This is a genomic window from Bradyrhizobium sp. USDA 3256 (assembly GCF_054058275.1).
Genome location: NZ_JBSSAE010000002.1, coordinates 6,296,992 through 6,319,692 on the forward strand (window position 1 = coordinate 6,296,992; position 22,701 = coordinate 6,319,692).

Below are 22,701 nucleotides of genomic sequence, written 5' to 3' on the forward strand. Positions count from 1 at the left end.
TTTCTATTTGCCCTTGGTCTCGACCTTCGCCTTCTCGTCCTCGTTCATCTTCTTCACCGTCGGATCGCGGCTCGATTCGCCGGTGGTCTGGGTCGTGGTGGCGGGCGGAGCGTTGCTGGGCACCGAGCTTTGCTCCGTGGGATTCTTGGCCGGCCGCGTGGCGGTGGCAGGCGGCGGGTTTGCCTGCGCGCTGGCAGCCTGTGCGTTCAAAAGAAGAGCGCCCGCCAATATCGACACCGCGAGCGCCGTTGAGGTGAGTTTCATCGATCCGTCTCCCGTTCAGATCAATAAACGGTCTATACGACCTAGTGTTCCGTTTCACGCTTCCAGTTGCTTCCCGATCGGCAACGCCCGAATGCGCTTGCCGGTCGCGGCGAAAATCGCGTTGATCAGCGCCGGCGCAAAGGGCGGCACACCGGGCTCGCCAACGCCGCTGGGCGGCGTGTCCCGACCGGGAGGCACGATGTAGACATTCGTTACGCTGGGAGATTCATCGATCCGGATCACCGGGAAATCGTCGAAATTGCCTTGTTGCACCTTGCCGTCTTTGAAGGTGATCGCGCCATGTTTGGCGAGGCTGAGGCCCATGATCGCAGTGCCCTCGATCTGCGACTGGATCCGCTCCGGATTGACGTAGGTTCCGCAGTCGATGGCGGTGTCGACCCGGGGGACGGTGAGCTTGCCCTTCTCGTCAACGGCGACTTCGACAATGGTCGCGATATAGCTGACGAAGCTGCGGTGCGCGGCAATGCCGAGCCCGTGTCCCTTGGGTACGGCCCGTCCCCAGCCGCCTTTGTCGGCAACCAGCTCGACCACGTTGCGCAGCCGTCCGGTGTCGATCGGATAGCTGTCATAGGGCTCGCCATAGTTCCACAAATCCTTGACTGAGGTGAGGTTGAGTATCCGCGGCGCGCCGACCAGCTCGAGCAGCATGTCCTTCGGGTCGCGGTTGGTCGCTTGGGCGATCTCGGCGACCATGGACTGCACCGCAAAGGCGCGCGGGATGTTCGAGACCGAGCGGAACCAGCCGACGCGGGTATGCGCGGCCGCTTCCGGGTTCTCGCACTGCACGTTGGCGATCTCGAAGGGCATGTCGACCAGCCCCATGCCGAGTTCGAATGGTGCCTGATGCACCGTGCCCGCCGCGAAGGTCGAGGCAATGGATGGTGCGACGCTCCGATGCCGCCAGGCAATCACCTTGCCGCCCTTGTCGAGGCCCGCCTCGACGCGCTCGACCGAGACGGTGTGCAGGAAGCCGTTACGGATGTCGTCTTCCCGCGTCCACTGCACCTTGACCGGCGCGCCGAGCTCCTTTGAAAGCAGAGCCGCCTCGAGCGCGAAATCGCATTTAGATTTGCGTCCGAAGCCGCCCCCTAGCAGGGTGACGTTGACAGTCACGTTCTCCTGGGGGATGTCCAGCGTCTTGGCGACGTCCTCGCGCGTTCCGCCGGCGCTTTGCACAGGAGCCCAGATTTCGGCCTTGTCGCCCTTGACGTCGGCGACCGCCACTGGCGGCTCCATGGCGACGTGGGCAAGATGCGGCAGATAGTACTCGCCGACGATCACCTTGTCGGCGCCTTTCAGCGCGGCGTCGACGTCGCCCTCCTTACGCACGACAAGGCCGGGCTTACGCGCGGCTTCCTCGAGTTGGCCGCGGTAGGCGATCGAGTCGTATTTGGCGTTAGGGCCGTCGTCCCAGGTGATCTTCAGCACATCGCGTCCCTTGATCGCCGCGCCGGTGTTGCGCGCGATCACGGCGACACCTCCGAGCGGCTGGAATTTGGAGGGCCATGGCCAGCCCTTCACTTCCAAAACCTTCTCGACCCCGGAAACCTTCATCGCTTCCGAGCCGTCGAATGACACCACCTTGCCGCCGGTGACCGGCGGGCGCGCGATGACGGCATATTTCATGCTGGGCAGCCGCACGTCGGCCCCGTAGCGGGCCGCCCCCGTTGTGATGTCGTGAAGGTCGACCATGCTGATCTCGCCCTTGCCGAGATAGCGGAAGTCCTTGGGGTCCTTGAGCTTCAGGCCCTCGACGCTCGGCACCGACTGCTTTGCCGCGTCGGCGGCCAATTCGCCAAAGCCGAGCTTGCGTCCGCTCGCGGTGTGGACGACTTCGTGATCGACGGCCTTCACTTCGGTTGCCGGAACGCCCCAGCGTTTTGCCGCGGCCTGCTCGAGCATGGTGCGGGCCGATGCGCCGATCTGGCGCATCGGGATCAGATAGTGCCGCGTGCTGCGCGAGCCGTCTGTATCCTGGTTGCCGTACTTGACCTCGTCGCCATGCGCCTGTTGGACGCGGACGCGCTTCCAGTCGGCTTCCATTTCTTCGGCGACGATCATTGGCAGGCTGGTTCGCACGCCGGTTCCCATCTCGGCGCGGTGCGCGATGATAGTCACGACTCCATCCGACGCGATCGAGACGAACACGCGCGGGTCGACCACAGTACCGTGCGGCATCTGGCCGGCGCCGGTCTCATAGGCAAAGGCCCGGCGCGTCATCACCGGCGCGGCGAGCACGAAGCCGCCGGCGAGGCCAAGGCCCTTGAGGACGCTGCGACGCGAAACGTTCTCGATCTTGACGTGCTTCTCGAAGCCGCGAAGCTTGCTAGGATTGATAAGAATACTCATGTCACACCCCCGTCGATGCGAGATGGACGGCATTTTCGATGCGCTGGTAGCAGCCGCACCGGCAGATATTCCCGGACAGGGATTCGCGAATCTGGTCATGTGACGGTTTCGGATTATCCATCAACAGCGCCGCTGCCTGCATGATCTGACCGGTTTGGCAAAAGCCGCATTGCGGGACATTGAGCTGCCGCCAGGCCTTCTGCACCGGGTGATCGCCAGTTGGATGAAGGCCTTCGATGGTAGTGACCTCGCGGTCGCTGACGTCGGACACGGAGGTGATGCAGGCCCGCACCGCCTGCTTATCGACGATGACGGTGCACGAACCACAGAGCGCCTGCCCGCAGCCGAACTTGGTACCGGTCAGACCCACCTCATCACGGATGAACCACAGTAGCGGAAGATCAGGATCGCCATCCCAGTTCCGTTCCTGGCCATTAATCTTCACCTTGATCATGATCGTCTCTCCCTCTTCCTACAGAGCCGTCGTGAGCGTCTCTTCGAAGTGAGCGAAACGTCTATCCTGGACACCCCTCGTATGGTCTCAGGCAAGACTAACCTCGCTGAGAAACTGCAGACTGCACCGTAGGATCTGATTGATTGTCTGTGTCGGGCCCATCCTCCTGTTTTACTTTGGCTTTGTTCAAGGTATGGACGCGTGGAAGGCTACCACAAAAGCGGGGCGAATAGGGTTCACAACGCCTTGTATGCTCTTGTATTTAGCGAGGGCTGCCTCCTCGAACGAGATGCTTTTGGTCAAGAGCCCTTACGCAGGGGCCCGCACGAGACGAGATTTTTCGACGAGTTGAATGCGGCGGCGCAATCGCTGCAAATTTTTCGGCCCTAGATCCCTCCCCGGCCCTCCCGGTCCCTTTTGATTGTCCAGCCGGCCGGATACGCCGGGACCTGATCTCAATCTTCCGGGCGCTAAGCATCGTCCTCCAAGCTGTCAAATCCGCCGAGCTCGACAGTCTTTTCGAGTCCTTGAGCGTGACGACTCTGCGCTTCAGATCAAGAATCCCTTCGGTCCGAAACGTCTGGAGGACGCGATTCACGTGGACGATGCTAAGCCCTAGTGCGTCAGCCAGCTTGGATTGAGTGATGGGGAAATCAAACTGCTCGTTGACGACCAATCCCATTGTCGCCAACCGCTGCCGCAATTCCCCGATCAAATAGGCCATGCGGCCGGCGGTCGATCGCGTTCCGAGATTGACGATCCATTGACGGAATAGGAGGGCATCGACAAGTGTCTCGCGCCAGAGTGCCCTTGCCAGGGTCGGCCGCGGCTCAAGGACCGATTCGAGTGCCTCGTGTTTTATGAAGCCAAGCCTCGCTTCCCAAAGTGTGGTTAGATCGTGGTCCATCCGCTTCAGCGGCAAGCCTTGGAGATCTGGCATGTCGCCAGCAATGTGAAACGACAGGATCTGCCGCTTGCCATTTTCCGCGACCTTCGATCGGTAGGCGAAGCCGCTCAGGATTACGCAGCATTGTGTGCTGAGGTCGCCTTCGCGAACGATCACCAAATCCTCCGGCAAAACCCTCACCGGGCTAACAATGGATCGCAGAGCTGCGACATTTTCGTCGGGCAGCTCAGAGTGCAGCCGCAACTTGCGGCACCAAGCCAGATCGGAGCGCGAAATCGTCTGAAATGTCTTGAGCTTCCGCGCCATTAAGTATTGTCGCAGCTTCCAGCTCTCCTTAGCGCCGGCGCGCCATCCAAATCCCCAACAAGAACGCCACGAATAGCGATTGCAACGGAGCTTGCACGGTCACCTTGCGCAATTGATCTGCCCAGCGCATCGCGACGTCCGAAGAGGGAGAGAGGAGCGGCCGCGGGCTTGCCGTCGCGCTCGGCCGCGCTCCGGACGCGAGTCTGGCACCCTCTAGATCGTCCACGAGACCGGAGGCTTCCGTCATTGCAGAGGTTTCCCGCATATCCATCGCAATCCTCCATCGCAGAGCAACCGGCAGCCCGGCCGCTTGGTTCCTGCGCGGCCGCCTAGAAGGCGATCGATTCCTCCTTCCGCGATTAGACCGATCTCCGTCGGGCCCCGGCCGCCGGCTTCTTCGCCGCCGGATCACCGCGAAGGCCTCGTGGTCGACCTTGTCGTTCGGACGCAGATAGTAGGGGTCGGATGAGGGAGCGCGGGCCGGGATCGGCCTTATCGACGAACTCATCGATTTCGATGGTCCGCGTGGATTCCAGCCCGATCTTCTCGAGCTCCTCCGTCGACACCTTCACGAAGTCCTTGTCGAGCATGTAGCCCTTGACGATGTCCTCGTTGGCTACCCCGTTGCCCGTGTCGGCGTCGAGCTCAGGTACTTGATGCGCTGGCCGGCGTGGCGAGGTGTCCGAGCTCCTCTCGGGCCATGGATTGGCGGCAGTCTTGATGCCGAGATCTTGCGCGAACGCCGTTATTTATGGCCAGTCCGCGAGGACGCGCTCCTCGTTATGAACAGCCATGACCGTGTCCGCGATCTCGGCGACTGCACGGCGCGAGGCATGCCCGGGATGGACGCCTGCCATCATCGCTCACGGAGGAACGCGTGCGCCCATGGCGAATTATCCGGTCTCCACCTGAAGGAAGATCGCCAAAGCCCCATGCTGGACCCGTTTGGAGGACATTCTGACGAGGCGACGATCGTCGAAATCGCCGCCCGGCACGCGGTGGCTCGGAGCGTCTCCGGAATGGATTCCGAGAGGCAATACCGCGACCTGCTCCAGAACCTGCCGGCGGCGATCTACACCACGGACGCCGAGGGCCGCATCACGTTCTTCAACCGCGCTTGCATCGATTTCGCTGGACGCACGCCGAAGATCGGCGAGATGTGGTGCGTGACCTGGAAGCTATATCTGCCCGACGGCACGCCGTTGCCCCACGACGAATGCCCCATGGCCGTCGCCTTAAAGGAGAACCGGCCGATTCGCGATGCCGAAGCCATCGCCGAACGGCCGGACGGCTCGCGGATCTGCTTCATGCCCCATCCGACCCCGCTGCGCGACGAATGCGGCCGGCTGACCGGCGCGGTGAACATGCTGGTCGACATCACGGCCCGCAAGCTGGCCGAGGAACGCATGAAGCTTCTCACCTCCGAGGTCGATCATCGTTCGAACAATCTACTTGCGGTAGTCCAAGCGATGCTACGGCTGACAAAGGCTGACACGGCGGAGGAATTCCAGGCGGCGTTCCAGGGGCGGCTCGGCGCGCTCGCTAACGTGCAGCGGCTGTTCTCAGCATCGCGGTGGACGGGCGCGAGCCTCAGGGTCCTGGTCGAGGAGGAGTTGCGCCCGTACGGAATCGACGACGCCAAACGGGTCAACATCAGCGGCGAGGATATCCGCCTGCCGGCCGCGCTGGCGCAGGGGATCGCGGTGGCCGTGCATGAGCTCGCGACCAATGCGGCGAAATACGGTTCGCTGTCGACGCCGTCGGGCCGGCTCGAAATCCGCTGGAATACCGGCGGCGTCGCTCCGCTGGTGCTGCACTGGTCGGAGAGCGGCGGCCCCTGCGTCAAGGAGCCCACGCGCACAGGTTTCGGGGTCGGCGCGATCGACAGCGTGATCCGCACCCTGGGCGGAACCATTACCCGGCACTGGAGGCCGGAAGGGCTGGTATGCGAGCTCTCATTCCCAAACGTCGTGGCTTAACGCCGCATCGACGCGTTGGCCCGCGGCGTTCTCGCCCATGCCCCGGTCGCGCCAAGGCTTATGTTCATGCCCACCGATCGGCCAATGAGCGATTTGGGCGCGCGACGTCCTTGCCGGAATCGCCAAGCGGACTCGACCGCCAGGCGGAGGCCCGCAACACCGAGAACGGTGCGGCTGGCCTGGTACACGGCGGCGACCATGCTGGTTTCCGATATCGCGCGACGGCGTCGCCGATGCAACGCATCCATGGCTTTGAGCCCACCCTGAGAAACCTGACCAAATGGCCGTCTAAGAAAGAGCAACGCCAGTGCACGCTACTCATTCCGTTGTCCCGGGGCGAAAACTACCGTCGCTTGGAAAGCGACAAGTCGGCAACCCGGCAGGCAGGTTAGACTCATCGGCCGCTGTGTGATGTGCCGCTGCGGGTGGTAAAGCGGGCGTTTCCGAGGCCAGTCCTCCTGGGCGCGCGCCTAACGCCGAGATCCGCAGGTAGTTCGTTCAGCAGCAAAATCAACCAATTTCGTCGCTTTGGTCGTGCAACACTCGTTCGGCCAAATGGTATGACGACGTATATCTCAGTGGGGCATCTTCAGTCGGAGATTTCAAGGCAAGCCCAGACGCCGGCCTCCAAATATCCTGGTCATCTTGCGATGCACCATCGATTTCATTTTCGCGGGATCGTCGGAGCTATCGTGAAACTGCTGCCAAAACCGCGTAGTCGTTTTCGCACGCTCATCACTACCGCTCATCAATGTCATGTCCGTATCGGTGCCAAAGCCAGGGACGGCAAGCCTCGCGCGAGTTGGTGGCTGGCCCAATAGCAACGCGTTGCCTTCTCGAAACCATAGAACTGCGTGAGTTCAAAAGCGAACGATCGATTTCCCAGAGCAGCATGGCCGTCTGGCCACCGTGCTGCCGAGACTTGGAAGCACGCGATCGACGATGATCACCCGAGAACTCGCTAAACCTTCACCGGCCGCAAAGCTGACACGGCCGGAGCATTGATCGGCTGTCCGTTGGGCGCAAAGATCGAACCGTGACATGGACAGTCCCAGCAGCTCTCAAAGCCGTTCCAGTGCAGATGACAGCCGATATGGGTGCAACTCGCTGAATGAAGGTGCAGTTCGCCAGCCTTGTCCTTGTAGGCGGCGATCTTTTCGAGTCCCCGCCGCAGGATAGCGCCCGCACCCGGTTGAAGCTCTTCGAGCGAGGCGATTTCCCCAGGCGCCACGTATTCCGCGAGATTTTGCAAGATCGTCATGTTCTCGCGCAGGAAATTCCTGGCCGCTGCGAGCGGTTTGCGATCCGGCGCATAGACGGACTTCCACGGATGATCCTCGCCGAGAATGAGGGCCGTGTTCAGCATCGCGCCCATTGCGCCATGGGTCAGACCCTGGCCCGAATCGCCCATCGCAAGGTAGACGCGCTCGCTGCCGGGCTCGCGGCCGATGAAGCCAGCATAGTCGATGGTATCGAAAACCTGGCCCGACCAGCGATGGGTGATATAGCCAACCGCCGGGATCAATTCGCGCGCCCAGCTCTCCAGCCGGGCAAAGCGCTCGTCGGCGTCATCGGCCTCGCCGCTTTTATGGTCTTCGCCGCCGACAAGAACGAAATCGTGATCGTCTGGGCCCGTTTGCAGCCGCACATAGTGGTAGGGATCTTCGGTGTCCCAATAGAGCGCATCGGGAAGTTCACCGCGCGCGATGGCAAAAGCGAGCACGTAGGTACGGTAAGGAGCGACCTTGGTATGCAGTTGAAAGCGATCGGCGATGGAGGCGTTGGTCGCGATCACGGCATGCGCGGCGGTGATCTGCCCTTGCGAGGTTCGCAGCGTGACGGCGCCGTCTTGTTCGGCGACTTCTTCCACCGGGCTGTTGGCAAAGAAGCGGACGCCGCCGCTCTCGCACACGGCGGCCAGACCCGCGAGATATTTGAGGGGATGGAATCTCGCCTGGCGTGGATATCGAAGGACGTGCCGGTTGTCGCAGCCTTTGAGCGGCACGCCCATCAGGCGATGCACGGGTGCGCCGACCTCGCGTACCGCTTCCAGCTCCTCATCGAACATGTCGGCCGGCATGCCGTTCCCCTGAAACAGATACCCGTCAAGACGAAGAAAGTCGCAGGCGATCTTCTCGCTGGCCTGGATCTCCTCGATGCGGTCGACGGCGGCGGCGTGACTTTCGTAGAACAGCCTGGCGGCCTCGGCGCCGCGCAGTTTCCGGAATTCACTCGTCAGATCATCGCAGAGCGGCGCAAGGTGCGCCGACGTGCGCGCCGTCATACCGCTTGCGATGCCTTTGCGGTCAATGATGATAACCGACCGGCCGCGCTTCATGAGTTCGTACGCCGTCGAGAGACCGGCGATGCCGGAACCGACCACGGCGACATCGCAATGCACGTCATCTTTGAGCGCACCCGCCTGCGGCAGGATTTCGGTCTCCATCCAGAGCGAGGTGCTGACCATCCTGAACTCCATCCAAAGAGGGCAAAACGCGGGCTGTTTGCGCGGGTTCCTGCGACGCATGGGACGCCGCCTCCCCGCGATCTTTGAGGATGATCAACGCGCGACAGCTCGTTGGGCCGCTTACGCTCCGAGACCGCACTCGCCCGTCCGGCAGCGACAAAGCGTGAGGAACAAAGCCGTGGCGCCGCCGTTCCATCGCTTTGAATTCGCGGAGCGACGTCATGGGACTATTCACGAAAGACATCAAGACGATGGATGACCTGCTGCTGCATGGCTTGCAGGACATCTATTATGCCGAACAGCAGATCACCAAGGCCTTGCCGAAAATGATCGACAAAACCACCAACCGGGATCTGGCCACAGGTCTCAAGAACCATCTCGAGGAGACCAACAAGCAGATCGAGCGTCTCGAAAAGGTCTTCGAGAAACTCGGCCAATCGCCGCGTGCCACGCAATGTCCGGCCATCGACGGTATCATCAAGGAAGCGGACGAGACAGCCGGCGAAATCGAAGACAAGATGGTGCTCGATGCGGCGATCGTCGCCAACGCTCAAGCCGTCGAGCATTATGAGATATGCCGGTATGGCACGCTGATCGCCTGGGCGGATGAACTCGGCCACGACGACATCGTGCGTTTCTTGACCACGAACCTCAATGAAGAGAAAGCGGCGAACACCAAACTCAACACGATTGCGTTGCGCAAGGGCGTCAACAAGAAGGCCTCCACCGCCGCCTGATTGTCAGGGCCCGGGACCGGTTCCGCCGGGCCCACTACTCCTTTCGAAGCCAAGTAATTCGCCATGACCAATCTGACAAAACTGCCGAGTTGGGCCGACGACAACAATATCTTCGCCGTGGTCGAGACGCCGCGTGGCAGCTCGTGCAAGCTCGATTTTGATCCCAAACTTGGCGTTTTTGCCCTGGCGAAGCCGTTTCGAATGCCGCGCGCACTTCATCAAAGGTCGTAGCCGGGCCTCCGGCCGACGGATCGCAGCCCGGGTGGAAGCCGCATTTCCATTCCCGTTGATCGGCGTGGTTCGGAACGCCGCGGGCAGCCCGATCGAGCCGACGACGACGTCGCCATAGAGGATGTTCCATTTCTAAGTGGCATGGGGCGAGTTGCTGCGCGGGGCGACGACCGGCCGCTGACCGCCTTCGCCGGGATCTGGACCGAGTACGCCGGCGATCGCGGCACCAAGGCCAAGCCGGTGCCCGGCCCGCATCTGGTCTACGGCTTCCTGACCACCGAGCCGAACAGCGTCGTGACGCCGATTCACCCGAAGGCGATGCCGGTGATCCTCACGACCGACGAGGAGTGCGACGTCTGGATGCTCGCGCCCTGGGACGAGGCCAAGGCCCTGCAGCCGCCGCTGCCGGACGAGTTGCTAAAGGTCGTCGGACGCGGACTGGAGAAGGAGGATCGATCGGCCGCCTAGCAACCTATGTTAATTTGGTGCGTTATATGGTCATCACCAGCCAATGGCTCTGCCGAGGGCGTCGGTGGCTGAGAGACCCAGCGCTCTCCCGCTTACATCAAGCAAGGGCGCGCGACCATGCCGGTCAAATCTATCCATCGCGTCCACAATGAAGCAATTATCAAGCAGGCCGCGCATGTCCGGGCGATCCTGGCGCGAGCGCATGCTCTACTAAAGCTGCCGGCAGACAGTTTCTTCGGCCGCAAGACGCGGGAGCCTTTCCCGCAAGAGGAAAATAACATGGCGAAGCACAGAACCGTGGGCGTCCAACTTGATACCCCAGCCAAGCGGGCACGAGCCAGGTTGCGCCGGCTGCGTGCCAGACTAAAGCTGATCACTTGGAGGCAAGGAGGTCGGACAATGGCGCCGCTGCGCAAAACAACGACGCGGAGAGCAAGGGCGCCTCGGCCGGAGCGTCCCCAGTCGGTGGCTTCTTAGGAAACGGCCTCAGCGAGGGGGTTTCCCGCTGAGGCCAAGTCGACGTCATCCCCTAAGGATCGGCTATTCGAGGAGAAGGAGCCCAAGCCGACGACGAGGCCCACGAACGACATTGCAGCGAAGCCGAGAAGCCCCCACTCCACCCCGTCCATGTAGTGAGACTGAAACATGCTCGCACGATGCCCCGAAGAAGCTCTCCTCCGCAGTTGCATACGCAGGTCAGTGCGCGTGTCCTAATTCGCTAAGCCGACTTTTTAACTCCTCGATCGTCCGCCGTTTGATGAGAGCCAGGCGGAGGCAGACCGCAGCCTCGGTGCGCCCCATTTTTTGCGCGATCTCGCGTTGTGTGAGGTTTGTTTCCCGAACGAACTGCAACAGTCGCTGCTCGTCCTCTGCGGACCAAGCTGGCATCGGAACTCCCAAAAATCGCTTCGCTCTGAAATGCCAGCGAGGATTGCAGAGACCGGCTGGCCTGTCTGTCCGGTTTCCTCCGGTGTTCTAATTTGTCGCAGGGAGCGTCCTAACCAGGGCAACATCGAGGCCTGGCGCGTAAATCTTCCGTCATGCTCCCCGATAAGGTGGGGATCCTCCGAAGCTTCGTCAGAAAAAAGCCCGTCCGCACGTTTCTCGATTGCCGTCTGTCCGGTATCTCCCGGTAATTAGGGGTGCGACCTTTTGCGGATATCCTCGACATTAACATAGGTTATGTTGTGGCCTTTTGGCGCTTTCGCAGGGCTATGGCCGAAACCAATTTCGACATTCAATTACTAGAGGACCAGATCGCAAAACAGATCGAACTGGTCGCGCAATTGATTTGCGAGAACAAGAGCGCGGTCGAAGCAGAGCGGGAGCTTGAACGGCTCGAAAGACAACTGGTCGAGGAAATTATGCGATTGAAAAAGGCTAGCTCGGGGTATCAGGAGATGACCAAGGGACGCAGGCCTTTCTCAGTCGCGCCTACGACTCTGCCGTTCTGACACGATGTACCAATATCCCGTCCCAACCGCAGCAGCCGCGCTGAGTACTCCGACGATTGCGACAACTCCCTCTATTAGCTCCATGCGAGCCTCATCATCTCGCGGCCCCGGTGACGGGACTGTAGGTGGTCGTCACAGAGTGGTCAGACCGCGTGACATGCGACAATAGAGAGCGCGCCGAGCTCGTTCCTGTGGCTGACTACCTCTTCAGGGGTATTAAACTTTTTAATTGCTTGTGCAGACTTACGATAGCCAGGATTTTGCAGATCCTTCCTGGGGCTAGAACCGACGCCGTCCGCATGCATTTTAAGCGGGCGGCGTTCGTATATTCTGAGGCAGCGTAAACAGTAAGAAGCCCCGACGGGGGCTAGCGCGTCAGGGCTTCTTTCAGGATGCGATCCCGAACCGCATCCTCAACGCGCGATCCAGCTGAAAGCGTCGTGAAGTTTACCGGGGAACGTCAGCAATTTAGACCGCTCTCCCGGATTACCTCGACTTGACAAGTGGCTTGATTTTCAAGCTGACCGTATCAATTCCTGGATTTTCGCTCGCCATCGCAGTCCCGTGCAGGACGGCGACACTCGTTCCTGCAGCCGCCAAACCAGCGATGAATCGTTTTGTCGTGACGTCATTCGTCATTCACAAAGCGTGTCGCTCTCATCACGTGCCAGCTTCGAATCAGGGTGTAGACGACAATTAGCCCCCAACCCATGAAGAGAACCATCCGGATTGGAATCTAATCGAGGAAGAAGAGCGGAACCTGAAGAATGGCGATTACGATTGCAGCTTTCAGCGCGACAAACACGAAGAGCGCAGAGCTAGTGAGAAGAGGCGGTGACGGATTGCCAACCAAAACAACGTTGATTACCCACAGAACTAGAAGAACCCGATCGCAGCCTTGACGGTTCCCGGCTCATTTCACATTCCTTCCGCGAGAGTCCGAGTTTCACTTGTCTTCGCTTGCGGGCCGCGTCCGAATAAAGGGCTGCTGTATTGCCAGCAATTCGAGCCCGCGCTGAGCATCATGTTGGAGCCTCGATTGCTCCGGCGGAGAAATGGACTTCAAAAAGATTCCCTTGGTTGAACTTGTCCAAGGGCTCCTTCGCCCGGATCGTCTGCGCATGGAAGAAATCGAGCGTTCTGATTTGGTGACTCTCCTACGGCAGCTCAAGATCTCGATTAAATTGATCGAAGATAAAATGGCATAGTCAACGGCGGGCGGATCGCACCACAAATCGTCAATTCCTCTCAGCCCTTTGAAGGCGTTTGATCGACGAAGCTTCGTAGAGAGAACATCGAAAATGTCCCTAATAAGTCGAATATTCCGTTGGAAGCGGACCAAGCTTTTCGCCCGGTGTCTTTGTTTGTTTGTTGGCTGCCTTGCATTCGAGACCGCGAGCGCTTGCATCCTGCCGAGCTCAGAGAGAGGCATCTTATTCGAACGCATCCCTGAGGGCCTTGACGCACCGGTGATTGTTGAGGTTACGATTGTCAGCAGGGATGCAAACGTTATGCTTCTCAATGGTACTCAGGTTGCGATGTTGAATGCACGAGTCGACAGGGTCATCAAAGGCTCGCCGGATGGTAGCGCTTTGAAAGTCATCGCGTACCTTGATAGTTGCAGCAGAATTGGCGTCGGGCACGGCTTCGTCGCGGGTAGGCTCACCACAACCGCGCCATTTAGATTCAGCTCTATCGCTAGCTCTCGAGATACCGACTGCTGAGCGACCGCTAACGGCATTTCGATCGCCGACAAGACCGTGTCGGTTCCGGCGACACGGTATCCGAATCTGATCATTTCGTTTACACGCCCGAGGCCTTTCAAAAAGACCTCGCCAAAGGGCTCAACCGCGGGCAAATCCAAAGAAGACATACGTCGCACTCCTTGCGCGTTGCTCTCGGGCGGGGATGACACGAGCTTGGCTCGATTCCACAGATAGATAATCTATCGCTAGCGAACACCTGCTATATCTTACAGGTGCATCGCCTTTGTAAGTCGGCATAACTTACTCCGATTGGCTTCTTTGCGCCGGAGAGTTTGAATTGGACGCGCAACTTCCGGGTGGCCATCGTTGCCTTCGCCGAGCTTGCCTAGATGTCCCGGGAACTAAGGGTTCCAGCGGCCGTTAAATGTGGAACCATGGCGCCCAACCATGACCCTGCGCACCTTCGCCGCCTACATCCTTGATCGCGACGGCCACATCGCCAATCGCATTGATCTGCTTTGCCTCGACGAAGCAGCAGCCAGGGATAGTGCCAAAGCGCTCGCCGCCGACGATCAGATCGAACTGTGGGACGGTGATCGTCTGGTTGGCGAATTCGAGTCAGCAAAGTGGTCGTGAACCGCTAGTCCTAGACCTGCCGCAATCACACAAGGAGAAGCAACACCGTAGGATGGCGCTTCAAATTTGAAACAAGGGGCCCGCTGTCGCATTTACGACCATGGCGGAATCCTTCGGCAACACCTTTACTGTCGTTGAAGTCACGGCGGACAATCTTCGCCGGACCAATCTCAGATTTGGATCGCATTAGCTAAGCCAGATCAGGCCCTGACCTTGGTGCTCGCCGCCGTCCCGGAAGGCTGGACAGCGGAAGTTTTGGACGTTCAATTGACAGGTAGCCAGCAACGAGTGTTCGAAGACCTCAACCTCAATCCCGGTGACGTTTACAGGCTGACGAAGTAAGGCCGGCTGCATTACGACGCCTACGGAGGTCTATGCCGCTCGCGCTCAGCCCTGTTCGCCGCCTTGAGCCGGTCTCCGATGTAGTCGGAGATGTCGCCGATCTCAGCTTGCAAGTCGGCCTCCGAGAAACCCTGCTCCTTGGCAGCCGCGACAAGGCGGCCGGTCAGTTCGGCCACATCCTGCGATGCGCCGACAGTCCGATACTGCTCGACAGCGTGAACGCTATTCTCGATCCAGAAATCGATAAACTCGCGGGCCCTGCTCACCGTATATAACCCCTACACCAACCCAAGAACCAGCGTTAGCGCGAGTGAGTGAACACAGCAAGGCCGCCTCAGTTGGCGCCTCTTCGTTTGCCGCGCCATAGCGATGGCTCCGCTGGCGCTTGCCCTCACAAGTAGAATTGCGACTTGGCTCTATCCCAACCTCGAAACACGCAGCCGATGGGGACAGTCCTTGCATCCATTGTTCCGACTTTTAGCGCCATACCTTCTGGCGTCGGCTCTGTTGGGCCTTGCTGTTTGGCTGATTATGGGACCGCCGCCGAAGAATGCCGCGAAGCCCGGCCCGCCCACGCACCGAGTACCATAAGCGCAGCCACCTCACTACCGGGCTCTCGCAGCGGCAGGCGCATTTTCCGATTTTCCCCGGACCACAGTTCCCGTGCTAATCTCTCGCATTGGGCTGAGAGGGCAAGAAATGTCCACCTACCTCCATTTGCACACCAGCACCATGCCGCCCGAAGAAGCCAGCCTCATCAGGAAGGCTTACGAGCAAACGCTGCATACATTGTGCGTCAAGGACCGCGACGATCCGCTGACGCAACTGGTCGCGAAGACAATCATCAAGGTCGCGCAGACGGGCATCGAGGACCCCGCCGAGATTTCGGCTCAGGCGATCCGCGAACTTGAAGTGCGATAAACGCATCTCGATCCTCGACGGTTGGAACCGAAACGTTTTCGTCCTCGGGGAGTTTGGTTTATGGGTGTCGGGGCTTCGCAAGACGCGAGGCGCATTATGACCAATCTGCCCGTGGCCGACGTATTTCTCACCGTCACTATTTTGAGCACCGCTTTCCTGATCGAGGTCGTGGTTTTCATTTTGATCGGGATGTTCTGAAAGGAAGGCGCTCTGGGCAGCGCTCAGTTCGATGCGCGATCTAGCTCTCCACAAGCTTGATGGTTGAGACCGGCCATCTTCCATCATGGCCTTCGATCGAAATCCGAAGCCCGTACAATTCATCCAACCAAACGTTCTCTACCGTGCTGGCCTTTCCATCGGTAAGGACGACGGTTTTACCGATCAATTCGGATTGCGCCTCCGCGTATTCTTGCAAAATCTTTAACCCACGGCGCTTCGCCGATGGCTTGCTCGCCCTGTTCGGCCGGCCGCTTACGCCTACCCTCCCGTAGCTCTCCCGCTTGCGAGCACAGTGACAATTCTGAATGGAACTGGAGACCGCCGCTTTTGGCTATCATTGCGCGTGCGCTTGTATTCAACAGCGGGCCGCTGGCAGCGACCTTTGGCTATCCGCGACATGCGCCGTTTTAGTACCGGCGAGCGGCAGTCTCATGTTTCTCTCTAAAGCTTGGCCGGCGCTTTCGTTCCTTTGATCTCTGATCGCAAAGTGACGTTCCAACCGGACGAGGAAATCGGGGTGCGGCATCGACGCTCAGACCACCGGGCCCAATTGACACACGAACAGCACTCGGAACCATTTCTGAGAGCGACGAGTTAGTTTATAGGGCGAAGAGACGGATCATCGCCATGAGGATCGAATATCTCGGTGCAATTGCGATAGCTGTTTGTATCGCTGGTGCTGGATTAGCGGCGGTCCAATCCGTCGGCACGCCGCTTGAAAAGCAGTCCACGCCGACCGCCGCTGAATTGGCGACCCGAATAGCCGCATCCGTCGACGCGTTCTCGCCTCGGTCCGGCGGCTAACAGCCGCCCCACTCAAATGGGCCTAGGCGTCGCCTGCCACCCGTATTCGTCCGGGATAGTAGTGCTGCTCGCACCGCAGCATAATCTCCGCATTCATGAAGTTCATATTTGCATTCGCCCGGCCGCCTGAATTGGCGGCCGGGTTTTTGCATTGGCATAGAGCCTGAGGCCTTTTGCGTTACATCAATGATAGGCCTGCCCGATCGAACTAGAAAACAGGCTGCATCCGAAACAGCCAGACTATTCAAGGGCTATGGGCTCAGGCTCTAGCGCTTCGAGGAGGCTCGCATGCCCGTAAGCAGCCACGCAGATGATTTGCGTTCAGCCGTGCACTACGCGCTGGAAACGACCCATGCCATAGCAGTATGTCCTTTCCACCTGGATATAAGGGTACGTATCGGCGATGACGCGGCTGAGAACCACGCCTTTGCACGTGCCAGAAAACTCATCAAGTGCGATGGCACGACGTGGGAGGGAGAAGCCCTCCGGAAGGAATTCGGGCGCCAACTCGGCGAGGCCGCTGATCGGTATTGTCCTCACTGCGCTCTCTTGGGTGATCCGGAGCTTTAGACGGTGTCATGGCTCATCCCAGCACCGACTAGACTGACCACCTAATGCAATCGCAGTAATGCCATCGAAGAAGCGATCGGCCCAGACGCCGTTGTCCGGGACACCCGCAGCGCATCATCAGGCAGTGGTGCCGCACGGCAGCGCACACTATTGCTTCATCCTGAGATGGCTCAGCTTCCGAATGTAGTAGCCTTGGCTCTGAACCGCCTGCCTGATCTCCTCGCTCACCTTGATGATCCGCTTCCTGCTCTTGCGCCATTTTCCTTGGGCGCTGACGCCCGGGAATGAAAATCCCTTTTTCACCACGAGCAGATCACGCCTGACGTTGAAATAGACTTCGACCATATAGCCCCCCAAAAAATGTGTAGAAGTATCATCTAAGAACAGAGCGCGGCTCCTCGAAATGCAACTGGGTCTTTGGGACCGCTTGTGAATATCGAGGAAAAGTTCTGCGCTTGTCGTCCCCCCTGACATTTTCTGTTTGGATGTTGTTCGGATGCCGCATCCAACGACCAACGATTACTCGATGAGTATGACCGGGAGCTAGACGAGATCGTCGCCGCCTGTGACGGCGATCCACGGAGCGCTCTCAAGGCTCTGTTGCTCGTCAACGAGCCGTTGGAGCAAATCCTAAACTGCTTGAACGCGGAACTGGTCGAGCACATATCGCGGCATCGACGACAGACGCTACACTAGTTGCCCGAAACCAGCGCGATGCACAGCTTGGTCGGCATGCACGTGTCATATTCCGTAGCAGACCTGAGTTAGGGCAGGCCCGGTGCTCGCTCGAATTCACGCAGGAGCTTTTTGCAATCGCCGCTTCGAAGGCAGTGCCGGAAGCGATTGAGTATTAGTATTACCGTAGTCATACGGCGCTGCATTCGTCCATGCCGGGCAGCTAATGTCGGTGCACTTCCACCCATTAGCTACCCCAGCGCCTGCCTACGCCCGACTTTAAACGTTTCCGTCAGAAAGCCGCCGAATGTGAAGAGGAGGCGGCCAAGGCCACGACTGCGAGCGCGAAGGAAGCTGGGCTACAGACCGCTGAGGAATGGCGAAAGCTCGCACAATCGGCCGAGAAGACGGCGCCGCTCTTAGCGAGCGATGAACGTTTGGACCGAACTAGTACGGCGAGCAAGTTGCCGGCCGACCGAGGAGACCATTCGATAGCGATCATCCCAGATCGTCCATCCTTCTCAACTGATCCATCAACGCCTCAAGTCGCGCCGGCAAAGGCAGACTGTCGTGATCAAGGAATTCACGAAGTCGCTCGCCTATTCCTTCCCGGATGGCGCGGCGATGGCTCGGCTCTAAGGCCGAAAAGGGATCGATACTTTCCGAAGGCGGAAGTTCCATAGATCTCAAACTCTCCATTGGGTAACGAACCTCCTGCCACTCACCACAATGCGTGGGACCTGTGTTCGATCCTCGGAACTCGTAGGCTTCTTTCTGCATGGCTTCTTTCCGCATGGCTTCATCTGGAACTACCGTTCGCCCGGCATCACAACGGTGGATCGCGCTGCCGAAATTTTGGTCATCCACCCGCCACGGGGCCGGCTCAGCGGAGGTCGGTTCGAGGTGGAACGGGTCCTATTCCCAGCAAGTTCTATCTACGGTTTGAAGGTCAGGAGAGGAACATGCGTACCTTGACCGAGCAGGATATCCGAACACGAGCTTACAAGCTCTGGCAAGCTGCTGGTGAGCCCCGCTCGAAGTTCGACGCCTTTTGGTACCAAGCCGAGAAAGAGTTGCTGAAAGAGCGAACGGCACAGATGCGCGGCTCACGTCGTCCGGACGCGACCAAGAACGTTCGACAGCGGCGGGCCGGATCAACTGTGAACTGATCGTCGGCTTTGTGGCTGCTGATGGCAAACGGCGAAAATGAGGCCCGACCAGCACACGGCTGGCCGGGCCAATGCCCTGATCAAGCAGCGAGCCGTCGTGATGCTGGCGCGTCGCGCGACCAAGAGCTCCAATTCTCGTTAATTGTGGAACCGTGGCGCAAAACCATGACCTTGCGCACCTTCGCCGCCTCCATTCTTGATCGAGCCGGGCACATCGCCAATCGCATCGATTTTGCTTTGCCTCGACGAAGCAGCAGCTAGGGAAAGCGCTAAAGCCCTCGCTAACAACGGCCAGATCGAATTATGGGACGGTGATCGTCTGGTTGACCAATTCAAGCCAGTGAGGTGGTCACGAGTGAACCGCTATGCCTAAACCTGTTGCAATCACCCCTCATGAGTTTAGCCGCCGCTTGCGTATTTGTCTTCACCGTCGCGGCGGCTCTGATGGGCTCACTAACCGAAACGGGTCACCGGTCGCGTGAGGAGGATCATGAACACCCGACAATGCTTGGTTCACGGATGAGTTGTTAAGGCGGCGCCGCCACAAATAGAATTGCGATGCGCTTGGCCTTATTCCAAGCTCGGAGGACACGCGGCCATGTCCACCTACCTCCGCTTGCAGATCGACGCGATGGCGCCGAAAGATGCCAATCTCATTGCCAAAGCGTACGAGCAAACGCTGCGCATGCTCTCGGTCAAGGATGGTGATGATCCGCTGACGGAGATAATCGCGAAGACGGTCATCAAGGTTGCGCAGACCGGCATCGAGGACCCCGCCGAGATTTCGGCGCAGGCGATCAAGGAACTTGAAAATCGATAGGTTGCTGCTGCCGGAACTTAGGCTCCAATGTCGATAGGCCCCGACGCGGGGCTGATTGCGTCGAGGCCTCTCGACGCCGCCATTGCTCCATCCCCTGGACGGGATGGGCTCCGCGCTTAGGTAAACGGCCACAGCCTAAACAGCCTCGGACGCTGCACCCGAGCCTGCCCGGGAATGCCTCCGGCGCCATCCAATGCCGCGAACCGCCCTAATAGTTTTCGCGGGGCGGTGGAACGGGAGCCACGTCGCGCGAGAGATGTTGACGAAGCCGATCGCCGATCTCGTTGCAGATCGCGCGGAAGTGGTGCGGTTCCAGAGGAAGCGGATCAGGAGCGCGGTGCTGTTCGGCCATGGCTGCTACCGTCAGTCTGCTACCCGGCCTATTGCGCATGCAGTATCCTTCCTGAGTCACGACGTGCATTGGACTTGCTTCGATTCCCTGGAACCGAACCTTTTTATCATAGGTGAATTATCAGTGGGGCTTCGCATTGCGAGGCGCACAGGATGACAAGCCTATCAGCCAGCGACGTCTTTCTCACCGTCGCAACCATGAGCGCCGTTTTCCTGATCGAGGTTGCAATCTTCGCGCTGGTCGGGCTGTTCTGACTGGACGCGCGGTGGAACAGCGGCCTTTTTGAACCATCGCAGCAACGTGTTCGTTAACTGTTGCCGCCGGCAAATTACCCTGGCGCCGGCGGCGAGAGGCAACCGCCCCTCTCGCCTAACGTTACACAGGAGAGAGCGATGCCCCGCAAACGCTCTATCCCCCTACGTCCACGAACTTTTGTTCTCGGAAATGGCGCGACTGCAAGAGCGACTGAATTCAAGCCATGGACAGGAACGAGAACTGATCAAACGAAGGTTGCTCCAGATCGAGGCAGCTCTTCGGTCGAGCCGATGGATGGCATCGGCTGACTTGCCGCCGCCCAGTTAAGCATACTCGTGGACACCACAAGGCCCGCCGCCATTCCGACTAAAATTCTCCGCTTTCCTCGCAACGATCGACCTCGTTCGGCGTCATTGCTCAAGTGACGGAGCGCGTTATGGACAACGACGGGGAACGACGAGAGCTTCAAGATCGTATCGGGCGTTACCGCAAGATGGAGCGCGAGGTGACCGATCCGCTCGCGCTCGGCCTCCTGCACGATATCGTTGCCGAATTGGAGGTAGCGTTGCGAAGGCTTAGCGACAACGCACGGCCAGCCTGAGCGTCCGGTGAATTTGAGACGATCTCGGCTATGCCGCTTTGTTCGACGTTAGCTCCGACACAGCCGCTTGCCCGGCTTCGGTTAGGCCACCGAGAGTTCGGTCGCCACGATCCGCACACTTGATCGTCTGGCGAGCGATGTAGCGACGGGTTTTATGATCATCGGTGCCTTTCGACAGATGCTGACAGGCACTTTTCAGCGCGACGTCCATATTGGCGAGCGTTCGGCTGTCAAATCGATTTGTGGTGAGCATTATTGACCTCCCGAGCAGCTACTTCACTGGAACGAGGGTTAGATAGAAACGGTACGCTAATCGGGGCTATTTTGCTACCGCCAATTGCCCGTAATGTTCCAAATGCAATAATCCGCCTAGATGCAGGGGGGAATAGCCCGTTGCAGGATATGAAGGCGCACTTGGAGAAGCTTCGGGTTGAAGCTGAGAAATGCGAACTGATCAGCAAGCTCGCGACCAACGCGACCGAGAAAGAGCTTTTCGCCAAGCTGGCCGCGCATCACCGGGCGCTGGCCGACGAGGTCGAGCGGGCGATTATCGCGGCCGATCCGTAAGTCTCATGTCAGCCATTGGAACCTTCGAATAAATCGAAACTTAGCTACTCGTTTCGGGCTGGAACCTGACGAGGAAAGCAATGGGAGAAATACGCCGTCGCGTTATCCAAACGGAGACGCTTGAAGAGCGCCTAACAGGACAGGCAAAAGAGCTGCGCGGCCGAGCCGGGGCGATGCCTGCCGGAGTCGAAAAAGAGGCCCTGCTACGACGCGCGAAGCAAGCCGAGGCCGGCTCGCAAATGAGCGCGTGGCTGCGGTCTCCCACCCCGGATTAAAACTTGGGGTTGGGCATATGAACAGGCCTCAAAGGCGACTGTCGCGTATTAGGAAGAGGCCCCAGTTGTGAAGCTGAGGCCAGTGTGTAGCTGGGCGTCTCGGTGCCAGTAGCGGTGCGGCACCGAACAGGGCGACAAATGCCACTGCATCCGCTTCGTTCCTATTCTATAAAAAGGCCCCACCATCCGGATCATGCTGGGGCCAAGTCGGATCGCCGAACCGCTGTCCACCGATCAGCAGCGGTCGTCGTTCGAGGGCTGAAAAAAATACGAAATGAAAATTGCTTGCCCTGTTGCTCGAATCATCTAAACGATCCCGAAAATATCCCGCGTGAATCTTGGTGAAAAAAGCAGCGGCGCTTTATCCGGTCCATTGCGACGGTCCCAATGGAGATGATCGCGAATGTGCCCCGGGTCATCGGGAGCAAGAGCCGGGGCACGTTCATTCTGAGAGCACGATGGGATGTTCGATGAGCCTCAAGGCTGACAAGCCCCGATGACGTCTCCAACAGTCCCTATGGACAAAACGTACCTGTGCCCGGTTTGCGGTGAGGTTGCGGTGACCGCTTCTGCTCGAGGGCCGCGCTTTCGCCTCGAGCGATATCTGACCTACCTGCCCCAATGGACACAGACTTATAATCACACCAAGGGGCAAGGTCGTGGTTACCCGAAGCTCGAGAACGGACCAATGGTAGACCTCACTGCAGAAACGGCGCGACTGATGAAGGTCACTGAGGCGATCGTTGCTGAACTGGATCGACAAGGTGTCGCGGAAGCGGTCGCCGACCTGGGCTTCGATCCCCTTGAGGTGGCCCGCGTCGTCATCCGCGCAGCAGACGTAGACCTGGTGCCCGTTTCGAAAGCCGCGGACCTGATGCACCTGACAGACACCCCAGCTGAGACCGCACGACTGATGAAGGTCGCAGAGGCGATCGTCCACGAAATGAACCGTCAGGGCGTGGCGGACACGCTCGAAGACCAAGATTTTGACGTCATGGAGCTGGCCCGGGTGGTGATCCGCGCCGCGGATAGCGAGGTAGTGCCTTTTCGTCGGCCGTATTCCTGATGGAATTGTTTCTCCGCCCTACTTCATAGTCGGCGAGATTATCCCAGACGACTTCGTGGTGATCCACGAGGGCCGGATGATCGGCC

General features: G+C 59.2%; 25 protein-coding genes and 2 pseudogenes. 15 read left to right on the forward strand and 12 right to left on the reverse strand.

Annotated features, from left to right (window positions below; translation table 11 throughout):
* Positions 1–3 precede the first annotated feature (3 nt).
* The 5 genes and pseudogenes from ACVWY5_RS31575 to ACVWY5_RS31595 all read right to left on the reverse strand — a co-directional run.
* A complete protein-coding gene (locus ACVWY5_RS31575) occupies positions 4–264 on the reverse strand; it encodes a hypothetical protein (RefSeq protein ID WP_028352078.1) in 261 nt (86 codons plus the stop codon).
* Between the two features lie 54 nt (positions 265–318).
* Positions 319–2,634, reverse strand: coding sequence for a molybdopterin cofactor-binding domain-containing protein (locus ACVWY5_RS31580; protein WP_028352077.1), 2,316 nt, complete (start codon positions 2,632–2,634; stop codon positions 319–321).
* A gap of 1 nt (position 2,635) precedes the next feature.
* Positions 2,636–3,088: a (2Fe-2S)-binding protein gene (locus tag ACVWY5_RS31585; RefSeq protein ID WP_028352076.1), complete on the reverse strand. Its 453-nt coding sequence runs from the start codon at positions 3,086–3,088 to the stop codon at positions 2,636–2,638.
* Positions 3,089–3,350: 262 nt separating this feature from the next.
* Positions 3,351–4,301, reverse strand: a complete 951-nt coding sequence (locus ACVWY5_RS31590) for a Crp/Fnr family transcriptional regulator (protein ID WP_063616542.1) — start codon at positions 4,299–4,301, stop codon at positions 3,351–3,353.
* Between the two features lie 403 nt (positions 4,302–4,704).
* Positions 4,705–4,977 (reverse strand): annotated as a pseudogene (locus ACVWY5_RS31595) (Ku protein); the annotation flags it as partial.
* A 343-nt stretch (positions 4,978–5,320) separates the two neighbouring features.
* Between ACVWY5_RS31595 and ACVWY5_RS31600 the strand changes: the two are divergent.
* Complete coding sequence (locus ACVWY5_RS31600) at positions 5,321–6,280, forward strand: HWE histidine kinase domain-containing protein (protein ID WP_456671782.1); 960 nt, start codon at positions 5,321–5,323, stop codon at positions 6,278–6,280.
* Positions 6,281–7,241: 961 nt separating this feature from the next.
* On the opposite strand, the gene ACVWY5_RS31605 is transcribed toward ACVWY5_RS31600, so the two are convergent.
* Complete coding sequence (locus ACVWY5_RS31605) at positions 7,242–8,747, reverse strand: FAD-dependent oxidoreductase (RefSeq protein WP_028352073.1); 1,506 nt, start codon at positions 8,745–8,747, stop codon at positions 7,242–7,244.
* 221 nt (positions 8,748–8,968) lie between these two features.
* Between ACVWY5_RS31605 and ACVWY5_RS31610 the strand changes: the two genes are divergently transcribed.
* From ACVWY5_RS31610 to ACVWY5_RS31630, 5 genes and pseudogenes are all read left to right on the forward strand, one after another.
* A complete protein-coding gene (locus ACVWY5_RS31610; protein ID WP_028352072.1) occupies positions 8,969–9,484 on the forward strand; it encodes a ferritin-like domain-containing protein in 516 nt (171 codons plus the stop codon).
* A gap of 63 nt (positions 9,485–9,547) precedes the next feature.
* Positions 9,548–9,715: a hypothetical protein gene (locus ACVWY5_RS31615; protein ID WP_321176691.1), complete on the forward strand. Its 168-nt coding sequence runs from the start codon at positions 9,548–9,550 to the stop codon at positions 9,713–9,715.
* Positions 9,716–9,871: 156 nt separating this feature from the next.
* Positions 9,872–10,183: pseudogene (locus ACVWY5_RS31620) on the forward strand (SOS response-associated peptidase family protein); the annotation flags it as partial.
* Positions 10,184–11,397: 1,214 nt separating this feature from the next.
* Complete coding sequence (locus ACVWY5_RS31625; RefSeq protein WP_321176690.1) at positions 11,398–11,637, forward strand: hypothetical protein; 240 nt, start codon at positions 11,398–11,400, stop codon at positions 11,635–11,637.
* Positions 11,638–12,692: 1,055 nt separating this feature from the next.
* Positions 12,693–12,845 carry a hypothetical protein gene (locus ACVWY5_RS31630; protein ID WP_321176689.1) on the forward strand — a complete coding sequence of 51 codons (153 nt, stop codon included), beginning with the start codon at positions 12,693–12,695 and terminating at the stop codon, positions 12,843–12,845.
* A gap of 320 nt (positions 12,846–13,165) precedes the next feature.
* On the opposite strand, the gene ACVWY5_RS31635 is transcribed toward ACVWY5_RS31630, so the two are convergent.
* Positions 13,166–13,510, reverse strand: coding sequence for a hypothetical protein (locus ACVWY5_RS31635; protein ID WP_028352069.1), 345 nt, complete (start codon positions 13,508–13,510; stop codon positions 13,166–13,168).
* Positions 13,511–13,790: 280 nt separating this feature from the next.
* Here ACVWY5_RS31635 and ACVWY5_RS31640 point away from each other — a divergent pair, with 280 nt between their 5' ends.
* The gene (locus tag ACVWY5_RS31640) at positions 13,791–13,979 is read left to right on the forward strand and encodes a hypothetical protein (RefSeq protein ID WP_038381609.1); all 189 of its coding nucleotides are present in this window, start codon (positions 13,791–13,793) and stop codon (positions 13,977–13,979) included.
* A gap of 362 nt (positions 13,980–14,341) precedes the next feature.
* Here the strand turns inward: ACVWY5_RS31640 and ACVWY5_RS31645 are convergent, their stop codons facing one another.
* Positions 14,342–14,587, reverse strand: a complete 246-nt coding sequence (locus ACVWY5_RS31645; protein WP_028352068.1) for a DUF768 domain-containing protein — start codon at positions 14,585–14,587, stop codon at positions 14,342–14,344.
* 433 nt (positions 14,588–15,020) lie between these two features.
* On the opposite strand from ACVWY5_RS31645, the gene ACVWY5_RS31650 reads away from it, so the two are divergent.
* A complete protein-coding gene (locus ACVWY5_RS31650; protein ID WP_028352067.1) occupies positions 15,021–15,242 on the forward strand; it encodes a hypothetical protein in 222 nt (73 codons plus the stop codon).
* 238 nt (positions 15,243–15,480) lie between these two features.
* Here the strand turns inward: ACVWY5_RS31650 and ACVWY5_RS31655 are convergent, their stop codons facing one another.
* Positions 15,481–15,660: a photosystem reaction center subunit H gene (locus ACVWY5_RS31655; RefSeq protein ID WP_028352066.1), complete on the reverse strand. Its 180-nt coding sequence runs from the start codon at positions 15,658–15,660 to the stop codon at positions 15,481–15,483.
* A gap of 428 nt (positions 15,661–16,088) precedes the next feature.
* On the opposite strand from ACVWY5_RS31655, the gene ACVWY5_RS31660 reads away from it, so the two are divergent.
* Positions 16,089–16,265: a hypothetical protein gene (locus tag ACVWY5_RS31660; protein ID WP_456671731.1), complete on the forward strand. Its 177-nt coding sequence runs from the start codon at positions 16,089–16,091 to the stop codon at positions 16,263–16,265.
* A 717-nt stretch (positions 16,266–16,982) separates the two neighbouring features.
* On the opposite strand, the gene ACVWY5_RS31665 is transcribed toward ACVWY5_RS31660, so the two are convergent.
* Positions 16,983–17,180: a hypothetical protein gene (locus ACVWY5_RS31665; protein ID WP_028352064.1), complete on the reverse strand. Its 198-nt coding sequence runs from the start codon at positions 17,178–17,180 to the stop codon at positions 16,983–16,985.
* An 828-nt stretch (positions 17,181–18,008) separates the two neighbouring features.
* Entirely contained in the window at positions 18,009–18,290 is a 282-nt protein-coding gene (locus tag ACVWY5_RS31670) for a hypothetical protein (protein ID WP_157348672.1), read from the reverse strand.
* Positions 18,291–18,472: 182 nt separating this feature from the next.
* Between ACVWY5_RS31670 and ACVWY5_RS31675 the strand changes: the two genes are divergently transcribed.
* From ACVWY5_RS31675 to ACVWY5_RS31690, 4 genes are all read left to right on the forward strand, one after another.
* Positions 18,473–18,679 (forward strand): DUF2934 domain-containing protein, encoded by a 207-nt coding sequence (locus tag ACVWY5_RS31675; protein ID WP_456671732.1) that lies wholly within the window; start codon positions 18,473–18,475, stop codon positions 18,677–18,679.
* Positions 18,680–18,688: 9 nt separating this feature from the next.
* Complete coding sequence (locus ACVWY5_RS31680; protein ID WP_456671733.1) at positions 18,689–18,940, forward strand: hypothetical protein; 252 nt, start codon at positions 18,689–18,691, stop codon at positions 18,938–18,940.
* 337 nt (positions 18,941–19,277) lie between these two features.
* The gene (locus ACVWY5_RS31685; protein ID WP_028352063.1) at positions 19,278–19,499 is read left to right on the forward strand and encodes a hypothetical protein; all 222 of its coding nucleotides are present in this window, start codon (positions 19,278–19,280) and stop codon (positions 19,497–19,499) included.
* A gap of 1,043 nt (positions 19,500–20,542) precedes the next feature.
* The gene (locus ACVWY5_RS31690; RefSeq protein ID WP_198400346.1) at positions 20,543–20,707 is read left to right on the forward strand and encodes a hypothetical protein; all 165 of its coding nucleotides are present in this window, start codon (positions 20,543–20,545) and stop codon (positions 20,705–20,707) included.
* Positions 20,708–20,735: 28 nt separating this feature from the next.
* Here the strand turns inward: ACVWY5_RS31690 and ACVWY5_RS31695 are convergent, their stop codons facing one another.
* Positions 20,736–20,960, reverse strand: a complete 225-nt coding sequence (locus tag ACVWY5_RS31695) for a hypothetical protein (protein ID WP_080673034.1) — start codon at positions 20,958–20,960, stop codon at positions 20,736–20,738.
* A gap of 140 nt (positions 20,961–21,100) precedes the next feature.
* Here ACVWY5_RS31695 and ACVWY5_RS31700 point away from each other — a divergent pair, with 140 nt between their 5' ends.
* Both ACVWY5_RS31700 and ACVWY5_RS31705 read left to right on the forward strand, forming a co-directional pair.
* Positions 21,101–21,274 (forward strand): hypothetical protein, encoded by a 174-nt coding sequence (locus tag ACVWY5_RS31700; RefSeq protein WP_321176723.1) that lies wholly within the window; start codon positions 21,101–21,103, stop codon positions 21,272–21,274.
* 996 nt (positions 21,275–22,270) lie between these two features.
* Positions 22,271–22,615 (forward strand): hypothetical protein, encoded by a 345-nt coding sequence (locus ACVWY5_RS31705; protein WP_456671734.1) that lies wholly within the window; start codon positions 22,271–22,273, stop codon positions 22,613–22,615.
* Positions 22,616–22,701 lie beyond the last annotated feature (86 nt).

Bases quoted from the DNA above. Each gene is read 5' to 3' on its own strand.
- ACVWY5_RS31685 (WP_028352063.1), top strand. From the start codon at position 19,278: ATGTCCACCTACCTCCGCTTGCAGATCGACGCGATGGCGCCGAAAGAT.
- ACVWY5_RS31630 (WP_321176689.1), top strand. From the start codon at position 12,693: ATGGACTTCAAAAAGATTCCCTTGGTTGAACTTGTCCAAGGGCTCCTT.
- ACVWY5_RS31625 (WP_321176690.1), top strand. From the start codon at position 11,398: ATGGCCGAAACCAATTTCGACATTCAATTACTAGAGGACCAGATCGCA.
- ACVWY5_RS31575 (WP_028352078.1), bottom strand. From the start codon at position 264: ATGAAACTCACCTCAACGGCGCTCGCGGTGTCGATATTGGCGGGCGCT.
- ACVWY5_RS31600 (WP_456671782.1), top strand. From the start codon at position 5,321: ATGGATTCCGAGAGGCAATACCGCGACCTGCTCCAGAACCTGCCGGCG.
- ACVWY5_RS31590 (WP_063616542.1), bottom strand. From the start codon at position 4,301: ATGGCGCGGAAGCTCAAGACATTTCAGACGATTTCGCGCTCCGATCTG.
- ACVWY5_RS31660 (WP_456671731.1), top strand. From the start codon at position 16,089: ATGAGGATCGAATATCTCGGTGCAATTGCGATAGCTGTTTGTATCGCT.
- ACVWY5_RS31605 (WP_028352073.1), bottom strand. From the start codon at position 8,747: ATGGTCAGCACCTCGCTCTGGATGGAGACCGAAATCCTGCCGCAGGCG.
- ACVWY5_RS31615 (WP_321176691.1), top strand. From the start codon at position 9,548: ATGACCAATCTGACAAAACTGCCGAGTTGGGCCGACGACAACAATATC.
- ACVWY5_RS31675 (WP_456671732.1), top strand. From the start codon at position 18,473: ATGCGTACCTTGACCGAGCAGGATATCCGAACACGAGCTTACAAGCTC.
- ACVWY5_RS31580 (WP_028352077.1), bottom strand. From the start codon at position 2,634: ATGAGTATTCTTATCAATCCTAGCAAGCTTCGCGGCTTCGAGAAGCAC.
- ACVWY5_RS31670 (WP_157348672.1), bottom strand. From the start codon at position 18,290: ATGCAGAAAGAAGCCTACGAGTTCCGAGGATCGAACACAGGTCCCACG.
- ACVWY5_RS31665 (WP_028352064.1), bottom strand. From the start codon at position 17,180: ATGGTCGAAGTCTATTTCAACGTCAGGCGTGATCTGCTCGTGGTGAAA.
- ACVWY5_RS31610 (WP_028352072.1), top strand. From the start codon at position 8,969: ATGGGACTATTCACGAAAGACATCAAGACGATGGATGACCTGCTGCTG.
- ACVWY5_RS31635 (WP_028352069.1), bottom strand. From the start codon at position 13,510: ATGTCTTCTTTGGATTTGCCCGCGGTTGAGCCCTTTGGCGAGGTCTTT.
- ACVWY5_RS31705 (WP_456671734.1), top strand. From the start codon at position 22,271: ATGAAGGTCACTGAGGCGATCGTTGCTGAACTGGATCGACAAGGTGTC.
- ACVWY5_RS31690 (WP_198400346.1), top strand. From the start codon at position 20,543: ATGGACAACGACGGGGAACGACGAGAGCTTCAAGATCGTATCGGGCGT.
- ACVWY5_RS31585 (WP_028352076.1), bottom strand. From the start codon at position 3,088: ATGATCAAGGTGAAGATTAATGGCCAGGAACGGAACTGGGATGGCGAT.
- ACVWY5_RS31650 (WP_028352067.1), top strand. From the start codon at position 15,021: ATGTCCACCTACCTCCATTTGCACACCAGCACCATGCCGCCCGAAGAA.
- ACVWY5_RS31695 (WP_080673034.1), bottom strand. From the start codon at position 20,960: ATGCTCACCACAAATCGATTTGACAGCCGAACGCTCGCCAATATGGAC.
- ACVWY5_RS31640 (WP_038381609.1), top strand. From the start codon at position 13,791: ATGACCCTGCGCACCTTCGCCGCCTACATCCTTGATCGCGACGGCCAC.